The sequence below is a fragment of the Providencia sp. 2023EL-00965 genome, from assembly GCF_033550225.1.
In the GTDB taxonomy this organism is placed as follows: domain Bacteria; phylum Pseudomonadota; class Gammaproteobacteria; order Enterobacterales; family Enterobacteriaceae; genus Providencia; species Providencia manganoxydans.
Genome location: NZ_JAWUEH010000006.1, coordinates 163,755 through 180,410, shown reverse-complemented (window position 1 = coordinate 180,410; position 16,656 = coordinate 163,755). Strand labels below are relative to the sequence as shown.

The 16,656-nt window shown below is 41.4% G+C and carries 14 protein-coding genes; 8 read left to right on the top strand and 6 right to left on the bottom strand.

The window, feature by feature from the left end; translation table 11 throughout:
* Positions 1–10 precede the first annotated feature (10 nt).
* Entirely contained in the window at positions 11–1,189 is a 1,179-nt protein-coding gene (purT, locus tag SC428_RS10070; RefSeq protein WP_140181489.1) for a formate-dependent phosphoribosylglycinamide formyltransferase, read from the top strand.
* Between the two features lie 116 nt (positions 1,190–1,305).
* Here purT and SC428_RS10065 read toward each other — a convergent pair whose 3' ends face one another.
* Complete coding sequence (locus SC428_RS10065; protein WP_318707405.1) at positions 1,306–2,913, bottom strand: GMC family oxidoreductase; 1,608 nt, start codon at positions 2,911–2,913, stop codon at positions 1,306–1,308.
* A gap of 315 nt (positions 2,914–3,228) precedes the next feature.
* On the opposite strand from SC428_RS10065, the gene SC428_RS10060 reads away from it, so the two are divergent.
* The 4 genes from SC428_RS10060 to yjiA all read left to right on the top strand — a co-directional run bounded on the left by SC428_RS10060 (position 3,229) and on the right by yjiA (position 7,483).
* Positions 3,229–3,720, top strand: a complete 492-nt coding sequence (locus tag SC428_RS10060) for a WG repeat-containing protein (RefSeq protein WP_318707403.1) — start codon at positions 3,229–3,231, stop codon at positions 3,718–3,720.
* Between the two features lie 347 nt (positions 3,721–4,067).
* On the top strand, positions 4,068–6,218 hold the full coding sequence (locus tag SC428_RS10055; protein ID WP_140181495.1) for a carbon starvation CstA family protein: 2,151 nt from the start codon (positions 4,068–4,070) through the stop codon (positions 6,216–6,218).
* A gap of 77 nt (positions 6,219–6,295) precedes the next feature.
* Positions 6,296–6,499, top strand: coding sequence for a YbdD/YjiX family protein (locus SC428_RS10050; RefSeq protein ID WP_036955629.1), 204 nt, complete (start codon positions 6,296–6,298; stop codon positions 6,497–6,499).
* A gap of 21 nt (positions 6,500–6,520) precedes the next feature.
* Positions 6,521–7,483: a GTPase gene (gene yjiA, locus SC428_RS10045; protein WP_070927761.1), complete on the top strand. Its 963-nt coding sequence runs from the start codon at positions 6,521–6,523 to the stop codon at positions 7,481–7,483.
* Between the two features lie 257 nt (positions 7,484–7,740).
* Here the strand turns inward: yjiA and SC428_RS10040 are convergent, their stop codons facing one another.
* Positions 7,741–9,054 (bottom strand): serine dehydratase subunit alpha family protein, encoded by a 1,314-nt coding sequence (locus SC428_RS10040; RefSeq protein ID WP_318707399.1) that lies wholly within the window; start codon positions 9,052–9,054, stop codon positions 7,741–7,743.
* Between the two features lie 205 nt (positions 9,055–9,259).
* Positions 9,260–10,606: an MATE family efflux transporter gene (locus SC428_RS10035; protein ID WP_070927756.1), complete on the bottom strand. Its 1,347-nt coding sequence runs from the start codon at positions 10,604–10,606 to the stop codon at positions 9,260–9,262.
* A 226-nt stretch (positions 10,607–10,832) separates the two neighbouring features.
* Between SC428_RS10035 and SC428_RS10030 the strand changes: the two genes are divergently transcribed.
* Complete coding sequence (locus SC428_RS10030) at positions 10,833–11,729, top strand: diaminopimelate dehydrogenase (RefSeq protein WP_318707397.1); 897 nt, start codon at positions 10,833–10,835, stop codon at positions 11,727–11,729.
* A 153-nt stretch (positions 11,730–11,882) separates the two neighbouring features.
* Positions 11,883–12,614, top strand: a complete 732-nt coding sequence (locus SC428_RS10025) for a hypothetical protein (RefSeq protein ID WP_070927753.1) — start codon at positions 11,883–11,885, stop codon at positions 12,612–12,614.
* 50 nt (positions 12,615–12,664) lie between these two features.
* Here SC428_RS10025 and SC428_RS10020 read toward each other — a convergent pair whose 3' ends face one another.
* The gene (locus tag SC428_RS10020; RefSeq protein ID WP_070927751.1) at positions 12,665–13,492 is read right to left on the bottom strand and encodes a phosphoenolpyruvate hydrolase family protein; all 828 of its coding nucleotides are present in this window, start codon (positions 13,490–13,492) and stop codon (positions 12,665–12,667) included.
* Between the two features lie 274 nt (positions 13,493–13,766).
* Positions 13,767–14,987, bottom strand: coding sequence for a Tm-1-like ATP-binding domain-containing protein (locus SC428_RS10015; protein ID WP_318707394.1), 1,221 nt, complete (start codon positions 14,985–14,987; stop codon positions 13,767–13,769).
* 423 nt (positions 14,988–15,410) lie between these two features.
* Here SC428_RS10015 and SC428_RS10010 point away from each other — a divergent pair, with 423 nt between their 5' ends.
* Positions 15,411–16,037, top strand: a complete 627-nt coding sequence (locus SC428_RS10010) for a TetR/AcrR family transcriptional regulator (RefSeq protein ID WP_070927746.1) — start codon at positions 15,411–15,413, stop codon at positions 16,035–16,037.
* A 165-nt stretch (positions 16,038–16,202) separates the two neighbouring features.
* On the opposite strand, the gene SC428_RS10005 is transcribed toward SC428_RS10010, so the two are convergent.
* Positions 16,203–16,622, bottom strand: coding sequence for a GNAT family N-acetyltransferase (locus SC428_RS10005; protein ID WP_318707391.1), 420 nt, complete (start codon positions 16,620–16,622; stop codon positions 16,203–16,205).
* Between the last annotated feature and the right edge of the window lie 34 nt (positions 16,623–16,656).

The following is a 16,656-nucleotide window of genomic DNA, read 5'->3' as shown; positions in this document are numbered from 1 at the left end:
GTTATCTAACATGAATCAATTAGGTACAGCGCTTTGCCCTTCAGCAACAAAAGTTATGTTACTTGGCTCAGGGGAGCTAGGAAAAGAAGTGGCGATCGAGTGCCAGCGTTTAGGGATTGAAGTCATTGCCGTTGATCGTTATGACAATGCGCCTGCGATGCATGTAGCCCACCGTAGCTATACGATTAATATGTTAGATGGTAATGCGCTTCGCCAACTGGTCGATAAAGAAAAGCCTGATTTTATTGTGCCTGAAATTGAAGCTATTGCGACCAAAACATTAGTAGAGTTAGAGCAGCTAGGTCAAAAAGTTGTCCCTTCTGCAAACGCGGTTTATTTAACCATGAATCGTGAAGGCATCCGTAGGCTTGCAGCGGAAGAGTTAAAACTGCCAACTTCAGAGTATCGGTTTGTTGAGACTCAAACGGATTTTATCGCAGCGGCTCATGAAATTGGGTTCCCATGTATTGTTAAACCCGTTATGAGTTCGTCAGGTAAAGGGCAGAGTGTTATTCGTCATGAAGATGAACTTGGAGCGGCTTGGCATTATTCACAAGAGGGTGGGCGTACGGGCCAAGGCCGTGTCATTGTAGAGAAAATGGTGCATTTTGATTTTGAAATCACTTTGTTAACCATCAGTGCAGTAGATGGCATTCACTTTTGCGCACCAGTCGGTCATCGGCAAGAAAAAGGGGATTATCGTGAATCATGGCAGCCCCAACAGATGAGTGAAACGGCCTTAAAAAATGCACAAGATGCCGCCGCTAAAATTGTTACCGCATTAGGCGGTCATGGCTTATTTGGCGTTGAGCTGTTTGTATGTGGTGATGATGTCATTTTTAATGAAGTTTCCCCTCGCCCACATGACACTGGAATGGTGACATTAATCTCACAAAATTTATCTGAATTTGCCTTGCATGTACGTGCATTCCTAGGTTTTCCTATCGGCTGTATTCGTCAATATGGACCAAGTGCATCGGCCGTTATTTTGCCTGAATTACACAGTAAAAATGTCGTTTTTGATGATATTGCTGAAGCGTTGGGTTCCGATGTTCAATTACGTTTGTTTGGTAAACCTGAAATAGCAGGAACACGTCGTTTAGGCGTAGCCCTAGCAATTGGCGAGTCGATTGATGATGCGTTAACTATGGCAAAAAAAGCAGCTGCAACTGTTAAGGTTAAGGGCTAATACAGATATTTAAAAATTTATGTAGCTAATAATGAATTGGTAGACTAGAGCAACACATCATTAATGACGATTTTGCTAAAAATAGCCCGCTTAGTTCAGTCGGGCTATTATTAGGATCAATGATTATCCTCTATAATCATTGCAGCTCCGCGTTCTGCAATCATAATCGTTGGCGCATTGGTATTACCGCTTGGGATTTCAGGCATAACTGAGCAATCGATAACCCGTAATTTATCAATTCCATGAACACGTAAGCGTAAATCAGTGACGGATGTCTCTGTATCTTGCCCCATTCGACAACTGCCCACGGGATGGTAAACGGTTTTACAGAAATTACGTACAAACTCTTCCAATGCCGCCTCATCATGGCGAACTTCTGCTGGTGGCATAAGCAACTGTTGGCTGACGGCTTGCAGTGCTTCAGAGTCAAGGACTTGTAAGCCAAATTTCACTGCACGTTTACAACCTTCTAGATCTTCTTGTCTTGCTAAGTAGTTGGCGTGAATTTTTAGGGGGGCTTGTGGATCTTTACTGCGCAGTAGTAATTCACCGCGAGATTTGGGTTGTAAGTAGCCAACTTTTAACGTGTAGCCGTGTGCTGCTGGAAGCGGTTCTCCGGGAACATCGTCCCAACTGTCTAATATCGGTAAAAAGTGGATCTGTACATCTGGTCGTCCTTGACCACAGCTATCAATGAATGCGGCGCCTTCAAGTACGTTTGAAGCGAGTAGCCCACTGCGAAAAGCTAACCACTGAAAACCATGCTTTAGTGCATTTACCCCTTGGTCGGCTCCAAATAGGCTAATTGGTTCTTTAGTTGTCACGTTAATTGATATATGAAGGTGGTCATGAAAGTTTTTGCCAACAGGGAGATCGGCAATCGTCTCGATATCTAATGACGATAAATGTTGTTTAGGGCCAATACCCGACAACATGAGTAGTTTTGCTGAACCCATCGCTCCAGCACAAATAATGACTTCTTGGTTTGCGAAAGCTTCTATTTCGTGGCCATTGTTGCCTTGATAAGCAACACCGACAGCAATGCCATCTTTAATGATGATACGATTAACTTGCTTGTTTAGTTTTAATGTCAGCTTATCACTTTGTGCAACACTTTTTAGATAGGTTTTGGATGTGCTGGCCCTTTCGCCATTCTGTGTTGTGGTTTGATAAAAGCCGACACCTTGCTGGCTTTCGCCGTTTAAATCATTAACATAAGGTAATCCCTGCTCTTGGGCCGCACGTATGAAAGCCATTGACAGTGGATGGCGATAGCGGTTTTCGCTAACAGGTAGCATGCCATCTGTGCCATGGTAGTCATTGGAAAGGCTTTCATTTTTCTCTGCTTTTTTAAACCACGGCAAAACATCTTGATAACCCCAGCCATCACAACCATAGACTTGCGCCCAATTATCGTAATCTTGTTGTTGGCCTCGAATATAAATCATACCGTTAACAGAGCTACTGCCCCCGAGTACTTTACCTTGAGCTATTTGCATTTTTCGGTTGTTGGCATGTGGCTCTGGTTCCGTTTCATAAGGCCAACTTTTTTGTGCAATAATTTTTGCAACACCTGCTGGCATCTTGATATATAAATGATTATCACTACCACCAGCTTCAAGGAGTAGGACTCGTGATTGTGTTTCTTTGATCAACCTTGCGGCGATCACACAACCTGCGGATCCTGCTCCAACAATAATATAGTCATAGTTTTCCATACGCATTTTTCCCCCAGCAAAATCATTAATTCAACAATTATTTTTCATGTTATTAACAATAACGTTTTGTTTTATTAATGTATGAATAATGTGATGATTATGTGAGTGAGTTCAAAATGATTTAGTCAGGTATATGTTTGTTGAGCTATATACTGTGTTGTTTTCATTTTGGTTTATTTGAGGGTATTTTTTTCTTATTAGTTATTAATAAGTGAATAACTGTTTATTTTATAATTTGTTTTTTCATTTTTTTCCGAGTTTTTTTGCTAAGAAATCCGCTATATTGCTTACATACTGAAAAATCAATATAGGTGTTAAAGCATGATGTTTAATACGGTCACTCAACGTCTATTGCTACTGGTATCTGTGATGCCCTCTATGCTGTTAGCGAATTCATTACATGAACAATATGTTCAACTTTTGGATGATCCCGAACAACAGCTCAGTTGTTTCGAACCAGACTCATACTATCAGTATTGTTTAAAAAATATTCCTCATCAGGGGCTATTTGTTATTGATAAGCAAGGAAACAAAGTCTATCAGCCTTATTACTTTGATAACTGGCCTGATGAAGCTAAAGATGGGGTTTATCGCATTCGCCAGGGTAATAAAATCGGTTTTGCTGATGAGAAAACAGGAAATATTGTTATCGAAGCTAAATATGATTGTGCTTATCCATTTGAAAATGGTAAAGCCAATGTTGGTACGGGGTGTCAGCTTGAAACAGATGGAGAGCATAGCTGGTGGGTTGGTGGTGACTGGGTATCGATCGATACTCATGGTCATGTAATAACATCGAGTGAGAAACCATAATATTTAATTAACAATTAACCTTATTATTATCATTTTATTTAATATGATTAACTTATTGATAATGCATGATTATTGTTAAGTTAATCACACTTCTCCTGTTCTTCTTCCTCTGATAAAACCATTCACAGTGAAAAACTGACCGCTTAATTTCATATGTAACCGCTCGCCCTCTCTTTAGACATTCACAAATGGATATTTCGTAACATAGACACCATGGCAGAGCTCAAATATTAAATAGTCGTTCTGTGATGAAAAAGAGACTCGCTTAGTATTAAATAACTAATAAAATCAATTTGTTATTTAATCTAAAACATAAGAAAGTTCGTTTTACCTCAGAAGGGTGTTCTATGAACAAAAATGGTATTTTAAAGCACATTCCGTGGATGATACTGGGTATCATTGGTGCGGTTTGTCTAGGTGTGGTTGCACTTAGACGTGGGGAACATATTAGTGCGCTATGGATTGTTGTTGCATCTGTGGCGGTCTATCTTATTGCTTATCGTTATTATAGTTTGTACATCGCTAAAAAAGTGATGAAGCTTGATGAAACACGCGCAACACCTGCGGTGATTAATAATGATGGCTTAAACTATGTACCAACAAATAAAAACGTTCTGTTCGGTCACCATTTTGCGGCTATCGCTGGTGCGGGACCACTTGTGGGCCCCGTTTTGGCGGCTCAAGTCGGCTACTTACCGGGTACGTTATGGCTATTAGCCGGTGTGGTGCTGGCAGGTGCAGTGCAAGACTTTATGGTGTTGTTTATCTCTTCACGCCGTAACGGTGCATCATTAGGTGAAATTGTTAAGGAAGAGCTAGGGCCGATCCCCGGAACTATTGCCCTTTTTGGCTGTTTCCTCATTATGATCATCATATTAGCCGTGCTGGCACTTATCGTAGTAAAAGCATTGGCAGAAAGTCCATGGGGCGTATTTACCGTGTGTTCTACTGTACCGATTGCGCTATTTATGGGGATATACATGCGCTATCTACGGCCGGGGCGAGTCGGTGAAGTTTCAGTTATTGGTATTGTACTGCTGATCTTATCTATCTGGTTCGGTGGTGTGATTGCTCATGACCCATACTGGGGACCTGCGCTAACCTTTAAAGATACGACAATCACTTATGTTTTAGTGGGTTACGCCTTTATTTCTGCATTATTACCTGTTTGGTTGATTTTGGCGCCTCGTGACTATCTGGCAACATTCCTGAAAATTGGGGTGATTGTTGGGTTGGCTGTAGGTATTGTCATCTTAAACCCAGAGCTGAAAATGCCTGCGGTAACTCAGTTTGTTGATGGTACAGGCCCAGTTTGGAAAGGTACCTTGTTCCCATTCTTATTTATTACTATCGCTTGTGGTGCGGTATCTGGATTCCATGCTTTGATTGCATCGGGAACGACACCTAAGTTACTAGCTAATGAAAAAGATGCGCGTTATATCGGTTATGGCGCGATGTTAATGGAATCATTTGTTGCGATCATGGCATTAGTTGCAGCCTCAATTATTGAGCCGGGTCTCTATTTTGCGATGAATACTCCTCCTGCTGCTTTGGGCATTACTATGCCAAATCTGCATGAGTTGGGTGGCCCTGATGGCGCAGCAATCTTGGCACAACTGAAAGATGTTTCTGTCCATGCCGCTGCAACAGTCAGCTCGTGGGGCTTTGTGATTTCCCCTGAGCAAATTATGCAAACGGCAAAAGATATTGGGGAACCTTCTGTTCTGAACCGTGCGGGTGGAGCTCCAACTCTAGCTGTAGGTATCGCTTATGTTTTCCATGAAATTATACCTGCGGCAAATATGGGCTTCTGGTATCACTTCGGTATCCTCTTTGAAGCATTATTTATCTTAACTGCCTTGGATGCGGGAACGCGCTCAGGCCGCTTTATGTTACAAGACTTGTTAGGTAATTTTGTGCCAGTTCTGAAAAAAACAGATTCATTATTGGCGGGTATCATAGGTACAGCAGGCTGTGTAGGCTTGTGGGGTTATCTGTTATACCAAGGCGTTGTTGACCCACTTGGTGGTGTGAAGAGCCTGTGGCCTTTATTTGGTATTTCAAACCAAATGTTAGCGGCTGTTGCATTGGTTCTGAGTACCGTGGTGTTAATTAAAATGAAGCGCAGTAAGTATATTTATGTGACTGTGTTGCCAGCGGTTTGGTTATTGATTTGTACCACTTGGGCACTAGGTCTGAAATTGTTCAGTGATAACCCTCAACTTGAAGGTTTCCTATATCTGGCAAAATCTTACAAAGAGAAAATCGCAGCAGGTGGTGCTGATCTAACAGCACAACAAATCACAGACATGAATCACATAATTATCAATAACTATACTAATGCGGGTCTGAGTATTCTGTTCTTAGTTGTTGTCTACGGTATTATTTTCTATGGTATTAGAACGGCAATGAAGGCATATAAAAACCCGAATCGTACTGATGCAGAAACACCGTATGTACCAGTTCCTAAAGAGGGTGTGAAAACATCGTCACATTAATCTTTAGTCGATATTGATAATAGGGTGCCCTGCATTGCTATCAACGCGATGCAGGGCATTTGTCTTGGAGTGATATGATGTTTGGAAATTTAGGCAAGACAGGTAAATACCTTGGACAAGCGGCTCGTATGTTGGTCGGGATCCCAGACTATGATACCTATGTACAACATATGAAAGATAACCATCCAGATAAACCTGTGATGACGTATAAAGAATTTTTTCGTGAGCGCCAAGATGCGCGTTATGGTGGAAGTGGTAAAGGCGGATTTCGCTGTTGTTAACAAATAATGTAAGAGGACGATATGAAACCGATCTCAGTAACGATCTTAACGGGATTTCTCGGTGCGGGGAAAACCACTTTATTGCGTCATATCTTGCAGGCGGATCACGGCCATAAAATCGCGGTGATTGAAAATGAATTTGGCGAAGTGCCGATTGATAATGCATTAATTGGTGATCGTGCAACGCAAATTACCACTCTCAGTAACGGTTGTATTTGTTGCAGTCGTTCAAATGAGTTGGAAAATGCGTTGTTAGATTTACTTGATGGTTTAGATAGCGGCAATATCAATTTTGACCGCTTGGTGATTGAATGCACAGGAATGGCTGATCCAGGGCCGATCACTCAAACTTTTTTCTCACACGAAGTCCTTTGTGAACGCTTTTTATTAGATGGCATTATCACCTTAGTAGATGCAGTACATGCTGATAAGCAATTGAATGATTTTGCAATTGCACAAGCTCAAGTTGGCTATGCAGATCGTATTTTACTTACCAAAACAGATATTCAGCCTGATCATGAAGCGTTGACAGAGCGTCTACAGCGTATTAATGCACGAGCGCCTATCTATCCAGTGATCCATGGCGATATTAATCTTGATTTATTATTTAATGTGCAAGGCTTCTTACTCGATTCTCAACTAAAAGTCTCACAGCCAACGTTCCGTTTTACCCCAAAACAGTCTAATGAAGTCGGTTCAATTGTTGTTGAATTTGATTACCCCGTAGAGTTAATGGCGGTTTCACAAGTCATGGAAGAATTGCTCTTAGGCTTCGCTGATAACCTATTGCGTTATAAAGGTATTTTATCGATTAAAGATGAACCTAAGCGGCTATTGTTCCAAGGCGTACAACGGCTTTATAGTGCTGACTGGGATCGTGATTGGCAACAAAATGAGCCTAGACGTAGCGTGTTAGTGTTCATTGGGGTTAATTTGCCAGAACAGCAAATTCGTGAAAAATTTGCACAATTACAAATAAATTAACACTTTTAGGCAATATTTTGCTGTCGCCAAATCAGATAAAAAACAGGCAATTGAGGTAGAACAATTGCCTCAGACTGTTGACAAACATATCATGTTTGGCGGCAGTCGTTAGGGGTTCTGAAATAAATGAGGAAAATCAATTCATTGGTTTTCGGCTGATAACACGGAGTGGGAAAAACCACGTTTTTATCCCGCTCCGTTAGCAACCTCAGGCAATTGAGGTAGAACAATTGCCTGTAATGGGGGGAGTTAATCAGTTATCGTGCTTTCGCTGCCATTATTTCAATAATTTGTACGTCGGTATGGCGCATTGACCCTGTTGCTAAAGAACATAAATTGCTGATCGATTGGTCAACATCATCAGACACAATTCCATCAGAACCTCTTACACAGCTATTATCGAGTGCCATTAATACGGCTTTATAAGCGGCGCTAGCGCTGGTTGATACTTTCATGGCACAGCTATTGGATGCCCCATCACAGATCATGCCACTTACATCGCCAATCATACTACTGATCGCCATGGCAACCACTTCATAACGGGACTCAAGCAACCATGCAATACCTGCGGCAGCCCCCATCGCTGCGGTGGTAGCCGCACACAGTGCAGAAAGAGCGGGTAATTGATTATGAATATAGATAGCCATTAAATGAGATAACATTAAGGCTCTTGCAAGCTGCTCCTCTGTAGATTGCAAATAGTCTGCGGTGACGACCACTGGCATGGTTGCTGCGATCCCTTGGTTACCCGATCCTGAATTACTCATTGCCGGTAGGATTGCTCCTCCCATACGCGCATCGGATGCCGCGGAGGTGCGGATCATTATCTCTGATAATAAGTCTTTTGATAATAAACCGCGATCACGTTGTGTTTGCAGTGTTTTGCCGATGTGTAACCCGTACACATTGCGTAAGCCTTCTTGTGATAAGGCATCATTTAACTGTGCTGCTTCTAAGATAAAACGAATATCTTCAAAGGGGGCTTGTGTTGCGAATTGATAAACCGCCTTCGCCGTAATTGGTGGAAGTGTCACATCAGCGGCGCAGTCAACAGGGAAGTCTTCTGAATGCTCTTTTTGGGTGAGATCAAAAATCACCTTGTCATTTTTAATCACTTTTACCACATGGGTATGAGAGCCTGCAATAATGACGGTTGCAAAACCTTGTGTTGTAAACACAGTTGCTTCTGAATACACCACATCATCACAAGGCTGTTTAATATCAACAGTAATTAAGCCTTGAGCAAGCATGGTTTTGCTAAGCTCTATTGCCGATGCGGACGCTGATTTTAATACCTCAAGTCCTGCTTTATCATCGCCACCTATGGCGCCAAGTGCTGCTGCAATAGGCAGTCCTACCATACCGGTTCCCGGAACGGTAACCCCCATACCATTTTTCATTAGGTTAGGTGAAACAAATGCGGTTACTCGGGTCACTTCACCACCCACACACGCAGCGGCTTTCGCTGCGGCTAGCGCAAGAGAAATTGGTTCAGTACAGCCCAATGCAGGCTTTACTTCTTGTTTTACTGCATTAATAAAGTATTGCCACAGGGGAAATTGAGCTTGCATAGTGAGTACCCTTAAAAACAGCGATTTAATAGGGGTATTTTAAATAAAAATCAGGAGAAAATTTTCATTATGTTAGAGTGGAAAGAAGGATTTTAGAGAATATTTTGCTGTAATATTTTTATATTGAAGAAAATTTTTTTGAGTTTGATGTTTATCACAAAAAACCTACCTAATACAATTAGGTAGGTTTTCATTATGGGACAGATTAATTTTCCAAATCCAAACGCTTAGTTTGCCATTTACGAGAGCGCCAACGCCATGCATTGGTTAAGCCACGTAGCCACTCATCAGCGAAGAAACCGAGCCAAATCCCAAGTAGACCCATTTCCATTTTGATACCAAGGAAATAACCTAATGGGATAGCCACACCCCACATAAAGATGATTGCAGTACACAGCGGGAAACGTGCGTCTCCAGAGGCTCTAAGTGCGTTAACCATCACGATGTTGATCGTTCTACCGGGCTCTAAAAAGACAGATAATAAGAACAAAGGGAGTAGTAGATTGACAATATTTTGATCTTCAGTCAGATTCTCAAGGATTGGCCCACGGAATAACCAAAAGAAAAATACAACCCCAATGGTGACATAAAAGCCCATTTTTAAGCTTTTTACGCCACGATGATAGGCATCGTTAAAGCGTTTGGCTCCAACAAGATGACCCACCATAATCTCATTACCAATACTAATGGAAATCCCAAATAGCATAATAAACAGAGATAGCTGGAAATAGAGTGTTTGTGCTGCAAGGGAGTTTTCACCCATTAAGCCGATAAATGCGGAGGCGGTCATAAAGTGCAGGATCCACACAAGGTTTTCTCCTGCGGATGGCAAGCCGATATGCAAAATTTTGCCCAGCATATTGCGTGACCAGTGTATTAGCAGCTTTGGCGTAAACTTAATTCTTAACCCATAGAATAACAGGCAAAATAGTAGAATAGCGGCGACAATACGACCCACTACGGTTGACCATGCAACTCCTTCGAGCCCGTATTGTGGTAGGCCAAAGAAGCCATACAATACAATGATATTACCTAATACAGTGATTACGTTGGCAATTAATGTTACCCACATTGCAGGTTGTGCTTTCCCATAGACACGTAAGCAAGCTGCAAGAATGATGGAAATGGCTTCAGGGATCAAACAGATGCCAAGAATATGTAAATAGGCGTAACCATCATCCATTAAATGTGAAGGCATATTCATGACGCTGAGAATTTTATAGCCAAAGAATAAGATAATCAGCGCACTGGAAAGCCCCAAAATAAAGTTAAATGCAATAGAAATATGGATAGCTTGATTGGCTTTTTCTCGTCGTCCTGCGCCGAGATATTGAGCAATAACAACACTACATCCCACACTAATAAAGCTAAATATGGTAATAAAAAGATCAAATACCTGATTCCCAACCCCCATTGCTGCGAGGTAGGCGGTTGAAACGTGGCTAACCATGTAGGTATTGATAAGTAATGTGGCCAAATGAAGAAAAATATCAATAAATATTGGCCAACTGAGAGAAAAGAGTGATCTCTCAGTGACATCAGATTGATGCATTGAGAACCTTCAAAATAATATTAGTAATGTTATCTGGATAAAATTATATAAGTCAGAAAAGCCGGCTGATTCTACCCGCATTTTATCTGAGATAACAGAGTCTAATGATCCTTATTTGCTGGAAGGTTAATCTTTTGTTTAATTTTGATGATTCTGCTAAGTTAAGGCGATTGGTAACGATTGATATCAATACAAAAAACAACATCAGAACGGTAAAGGAGTGACAATGACAAAAATTAAAGCTGCGATAGTGGGGTATGGTAATATCGGCCGTTACGCACTCGAAGCCGTGCTAGCTGCGGAAGATTTTGAGCTGGTTGGCGTAGTTCGTCGTAATATTCAAGATATCCCAACTGAATTAGCAGCGTATACAGTCGTTGATGATATTGAAAAACTCGGTACAGTTGATGTGGCACTACTGTGCTCTCCGACACGTGCCATTGGTGATTTAGCTGAAAAGATCCTCAGCCTTGGGATCAACACGGTGGATAGCTTTGATGTGCATTCAGACATTGTGGCACTAAAAAAGCGTCTCGATAACGTCGCCAAACAACATAATCGTGTAGCAGTGGTTTCCGCAGGTTGGGATCCAGGCTCTGATTCAATTTTACGTACATTAATGTTAGCTATGGCTCCTAAAGGCGTCACATTCACCAACTTTGGTCCTGGAATGAGTATGGGTCACAGTGTAGCGGCTAAAGCAATTGCAGGTGTCAAAGACGCATTATCAGTAACCATCCCTCTAGGTACGGGCGTTCATCGCCGTATGGTTTACATAGAGTTAGAGGCGGGTGCGAATTTTAATGATGTTGCAAAAGCGATCAAAGCAGACAGCTATTTCGCCTCTGATGAAACACATATTCGCCAAGTTGATAGTGTGGATGAATTAAAAGATGTTGGTCATGGCGTCCATATGACCCATAAAGGGGTGTCTGGAGCTACGCATAATCAACTATTTGAATATTCGATGCGTATAAATAACCCTGCGCTGACGTCACAATTTATGGTTTCTGCGGCGAGAGCATCGATGAAACAGGCGTCAGGTGCTTATACTGTCATTGAAATTCCACCGGTTAATTTCTTACAAGGTGATCTTGATAATTTGATTGCTAAGTTAGTCTAATACTGGATGGCATGATTGCCATAAATATACTCATTATACTTCAAGTTGCAGCGTTGTTCGTTAAGCTATAGTGACTACGCTCACTCGAATTATCTAGAGTATGCATTCATGCCGCTTACGCTTTTAATTGCAGTATTTCATTGAGTGTATAACATGGCTAAAAGCCCAAACAAAAAAGATAATGCAGATACCAAACCTTTTTTCTCTGCCAGCAACAAACCAGCTAAAAACATAGTAGAAAGCAAACATGCTTTTAGTGTGCTGCGTATGTTGTCAAAAATGATCGGCGTTGGGTTCTCGTTATTTTACGTAGGCTTTATTCTTTCTGTTTGGTTTTTTCCTGAATATTATGATGTCGCACTGATTTATAATTTAACGTTAATTCTAATTTTTGAGTTTATTTTAGTGCACTCAGGCGTTTTCATGTCGATCACGCGTAATATCAAAGTACTCATCTTTTTTGCATTGCTATATGGGCTATTTGCTTTTGCCATTAATTTTGCCGTATTAGGGGATTCACCACTGATCCTTTATTTATACAGTTTTACCGTATTAAATCGCATGATCTATGGGTTAAGCAGCCGAACCGATAAAGAGCGCCAAGAGAACATGGGGTATTCGGCATTGATGGCAATGAACTTTATGTTTTGCATCTGTTTAGTGTTAATGATGTCTTGGTTAGTGCCGTATGGCGGTTTGACCCCTGAGTACCTGAACGCCATTGATTACTATAATTTAATCCCTTCAGGTGGCGAGTTCCCAGAAAAACCGCATATCGCTTTTGCTTTTGGTGTATTGTATTTTGGTTTACCCGTCGTATTGCCATTATTGTTTAAAGTATTAAGCAAAAAAACAGCGCGGTGGAAATGGCAGCAGCAAAAATAAAGCACCTATAATTAGGTGCTTTGAGTAAATGCCCTGGTGTAGGCTAAATATTAACGCTTAATTGATTTGAATTTTTCTGTTGTTGCGGTTAGTGCGACTTCTGTTGGCAAACGTTCCATTGAGCTTGCACCATAAAAACCATGGCACTCAGGGCAATTTGCTAAAATATATTCTGCATCTTCTGGCGTGGCGATTGGACCACCATGACATAACACAATAACATCATCACGTACGGCTTTTGCTGCTTTTGCCCAATCATTAATCAATGGGACACAGTCTTTGAGTGTTAACGCGGTTTCTGCACCAATATTACCACCGGTGGTTAGCCCCATATGTGGAACAATAATGTCAGCACCTGCTTCGGTCATTGCGATAGCATCTTCACGGCTAAATACGTATGGTGTAGTGAGTAAGCCTTTTTCATGCGCCAAGCGGATCATATCAACTTCTAAACCATAACCCATTCCTGTTTCTTCAAGGTTAGCGCGAAAATTACCGTCGATCAGGCCAACGGTCGGGAAGTTCTGTACTCCAGCAAATCCAGTAGCTTTGAGCTCATCAAGGAAGCGATCGAATTGGCAGAAAGGATCCGTGCCATTCACACCAGCAAGTACAGGTGTGTGTTTAACGACAGGAAGAACTTCTTTTGCCATATCCATCACGATTTCGTTGGCATTACCATAAGCCAGCAGACCAGCCAGTGAACCACGCCCAGCCATGCGATAGCGGCCAGAGTTATAAATAACAATGAGGTCGATGCCACCCGCTTCTTCACATTTTGCTGATAAGCCAGTACCCGCACCGCCGCCGATAATGGGCTCGCCTCTAGCGATCATCTCTTTGAATTTATTCAGTAAGCTTTCGCGATTATGTTTCATTGGTGAACCTCTACTCGTTGTTCAAAATTTCCTGGTGTATTACTCGTCATACTTCAAGTTGCAGCGTTGTTGACTACGCTCATTCGCGCCAGTCACATACTTATGTATGCTCCTAGCGACTCACTCACTTGTCGCCTAGCTGCACCTCGAATTATTTAGAGTATCAACTCGTCATACTTCAAGTTGCAGCGCTTTTCGTTAAGGTATGGTGACTACGCTCATTCGCGACAGTCACATACTTATGTATGCTCCTAGCGACTCACTCACTTGTCGCCTAGCTGCACTTGAATTCAGAGTGTAAATCAATCACTTGTTCGCAAAACTCTATTGAGTTAATGTGGTAAGGACTCAAAATAAGTTTGCGTTTTTCTGTTGTTATAATATTTTCAGTTAATGCATCGATAAATGCTTGATCCGCTTCAGGATCCCAAAATTGCCCACCTTCGATGTCTAAAGCAGAGAAACCTGCTGTAGGCACAATAAAACGGACTTCACCTTCGCAGCGGTTAAGTTTGTCTGCTATCCAGCGGCCCATGATTTGATTTTCTTCTTTGGTGGTTCGCATTAAGGTGACTTGGGCATTGTGGTGATAAAATAATCGGTCACGATATTGCTCTGGGACGGTTGAAGGTCGGCCAAAGTTCACCATATCGAGTGCGCCACAAGAAAGCACACACGGGGTCTGAGTCCGTGCAATGGCACCAAAGCGATCTTCATCGCAGGCTAAAACACCATTAAAGAGATAGTCACAAACTTCTGTGGTGGTGATATCGAGTACCGAGTGTAGCAGGTGACTATCAATCAATTTTTCCATTGCTTTACCACCACTACCCGTCGCGTGAAACACTAAGCAATCGTATTGTGATTCAAGTCGCTCAGTGAGTTGCTGAACACAAGGTGTTGTCACACCAAACATGGTCAGGGCAATGGCTGGTTTTAATGTTTCTTCCATATCGTCTTCACGATGAAAATAGACCGCACCTGCGATTTGGTTAGCGGCATTTTTCAGGACTTTACGAGAGATAATATTTAATCCAGAAACATCCGTGACGGAGTACATCATGGAAATATCACTTGCACCGATATAGCCTGAGATATCACCTGAGGCCATCGTTGAAACCATGAGCTTAGGAATACCAACGGGAAGCGCTTGCATTGCTGGGGTGATCAATGCAGTACCACCAGAACCACCTAAACCTAATATCGCAGCAACATCAGTTTGAGCCGTAAGGTAAAGACTAAAAGCTTGTGACATCGCTTCTATCGCTTTTCCTCTATCACCACAGAATACGGCCTTAGCACCATCAGGGTAATATTCGGCAATTGTTTGGGCACTAATATCAGCATTTCTGTTAAGTTGTTTTGGCTGAGTGGTTAGGTCGACAGTACGAACGGACAAACCTGTTGCTTTAATTAAATCGCAGACATAGAACAATTCGTCACTTTTGGTATCTAACGTTGATGCTATGTAGATGTATCCTTGATGCTGTTTCATCGAAAAATCCTTATATATTCGTCATACTTCCAGTTGCAGTGCTTTTGGGTAAGCGATGGTGACTTTCAGCAATTCATTCACTTACCGCCTAGCTGCACCTCGAATCATTTAGAATATAGGTTATGTAGATGTTTAATTTATCATCCGAATGAGACTATAGTATCATTTGTGTTAAATGTAAAATGAGATTACAGTCTCATTTTTTGGTTTTATTAACATAAATTTATTGTGATAATAATAATTTATTGATAAATAATAGTATTTTAATTTCATGCCGTTTTTACTTTTTAAGTAAATGTCATGTTTTTGCAATCTCAATGATAAGTTCTCAAGATAACTCAATAAGCAGTAGCCGCCATTATGGCAAAATGACATGATGAGTTAATCGTTGTTGTCGCAAAACGTTTTCAGGAGGAGGGAACGATGTCATCAATAAATATTAGTAATGAATATAAAGGGACAAGGAAACGAACTTATATATTATTAGTTAATACGGCATTAGAACTGTTTGAAAAAGGTGGTATGCCATCTGTTTCTGAATTGGCTATTGAGGCTGGGGTATCAAGGGCGACCGCGTATCGTTATTTTCCAACTCAAAGCGATCTGATCGCTGCAACAGTTAATGCGAGCCTTGGTCCTATTTTAACATGGCGTCCACAAAGTGAAAAAACAGAGGAACGAATTAAAGAATTGTTATCCTTTGCTTTGCCTAGAATGTTTGAACATGAAGGGGCATTAAGAGCCGCATTACAGGTTTCATTGCAGCAGTGGGCAGAGGGACGCTCATTGAATTTAGATCCAAAAGAAAAACGCCTTGAAAGAGGGAACCGTAAAGATATTCTAGCTATGGTCACTGCCCCCATGAAAGGTGAATTCCCCGCAGAACTGATTGATAAAGTGATTAAAGCTTTTTCAGTGATTTATGGTTCTGAAATCTTTTTAGTCTTAAAAGATATTTGGAAGCAAAATGATAGTGAAGTGATTGAATTAACACAATGGATGGCAAAAGCGATTATTAACCAAGCTATTGCAGATAAAAACGCGTTGTAACGATACTCGTCATATTTCAAGTTGCAGCGCTTTTCGTTAAGGTATAGTGACTACGCTCATTCGCGCCAGTCACATACTGATGTATGCTCCTAGCGACTCATTCACTTGTCGCCTAGCTGCACCTCGAATTATCAACAAAGAACGGTAGGGGGCTATCGTTCTTTGTTAAGAACAGGATAGTTTTTTCATAAAATAATATTTTTCATGTTGAACGGGGTATTCAATCAGCGTTGAAATGATTTGGTAGCCTTGCTTTTCATAAAATGGCTTAGCTTGGAAACTGAAAGTATCGACTTCAGCGTATTTTGCCCCCAACTGTTTAGCTTTATCTTCCATTGCTTGAATTAATTGTGTTCCGATACCTTGTTTGCGGAGCGATTCATCAAGCCAAAGGTATTTTATCCTAAGCCAATTACCGAGTTTAGAACCGGTAATACCGCCTAATATTTTGCCCTCTCGCTCATAAAAAACAGCAAGGGGGCTATGAATATCGTCACTGAAAAATTGTAAATTATAGGTAAGCAATGACTGATAAATCTGCTCAATTTCGGCTTCGGAGGGGGAAGTGGTAATACGCAGTGTCATCGGCTTTCCTTATTAATATGATGGTCAGTAATAA

What these genes read in the sequence shown, in the direction of transcription:
- yjiA (WP_070927761.1), top strand. Translation starts at nt 6,521, where the DNA reads ATGAAACCGATCTCAGTAACGATCTTAACGGGATTTCTCGGTGCGGGG.
- SC428_RS10065 (WP_318707405.1), bottom strand. Translation starts at nt 2,913, where the DNA reads ATGCGTATGGAAAACTATGACTATATTATTGTTGGAGCAGGATCCGCA.
- SC428_RS10035 (WP_070927756.1), bottom strand. Translation starts at nt 10,606, where the DNA reads ATGCATCAATCTGATGTCACTGAGAGATCACTCTTTTCTCTCAGTTGG.
- purT (WP_140181489.1), top strand. Translation starts at nt 11, where the DNA reads ATGAATCAATTAGGTACAGCGCTTTGCCCTTCAGCAACAAAAGTTATG.
- SC428_RS10015 (WP_318707394.1), bottom strand. Translation starts at nt 14,987, where the DNA reads ATGAAACAGCATCAAGGATACATCTACATAGCATCAACGTTAGATACC.
- SC428_RS10020 (WP_070927751.1), bottom strand. Translation starts at nt 13,492, where the DNA reads ATGAAACATAATCGCGAAAGCTTACTGAATAAATTCAAAGAGATGATC.
- SC428_RS10040 (WP_318707399.1), bottom strand. Translation starts at nt 9,054, where the DNA reads ATGCAAGCTCAATTTCCCCTGTGGCAATACTTTATTAATGCAGTAAAA.
- SC428_RS10055 (WP_140181495.1), top strand. Translation starts at nt 4,068, where the DNA reads ATGAACAAAAATGGTATTTTAAAGCACATTCCGTGGATGATACTGGGT.
- SC428_RS10010 (WP_070927746.1), top strand. Translation starts at nt 15,411, where the DNA reads ATGTCATCAATAAATATTAGTAATGAATATAAAGGGACAAGGAAACGA.
- SC428_RS10005 (WP_318707391.1), bottom strand. Translation starts at nt 16,622, where the DNA reads ATGACACTGCGTATTACCACTTCCCCCTCCGAAGCCGAAATTGAGCAG.
- SC428_RS10025 (WP_070927753.1), top strand. Translation starts at nt 11,883, where the DNA reads ATGGCTAAAAGCCCAAACAAAAAAGATAATGCAGATACCAAACCTTTT.
- SC428_RS10050 (WP_036955629.1), top strand. Translation starts at nt 6,296, where the DNA reads ATGTTTGGAAATTTAGGCAAGACAGGTAAATACCTTGGACAAGCGGCT.
- SC428_RS10030 (WP_318707397.1), top strand. Translation starts at nt 10,833, where the DNA reads ATGACAAAAATTAAAGCTGCGATAGTGGGGTATGGTAATATCGGCCGT.
- SC428_RS10060 (WP_318707403.1), top strand. Translation starts at nt 3,229, where the DNA reads ATGATGTTTAATACGGTCACTCAACGTCTATTGCTACTGGTATCTGTG.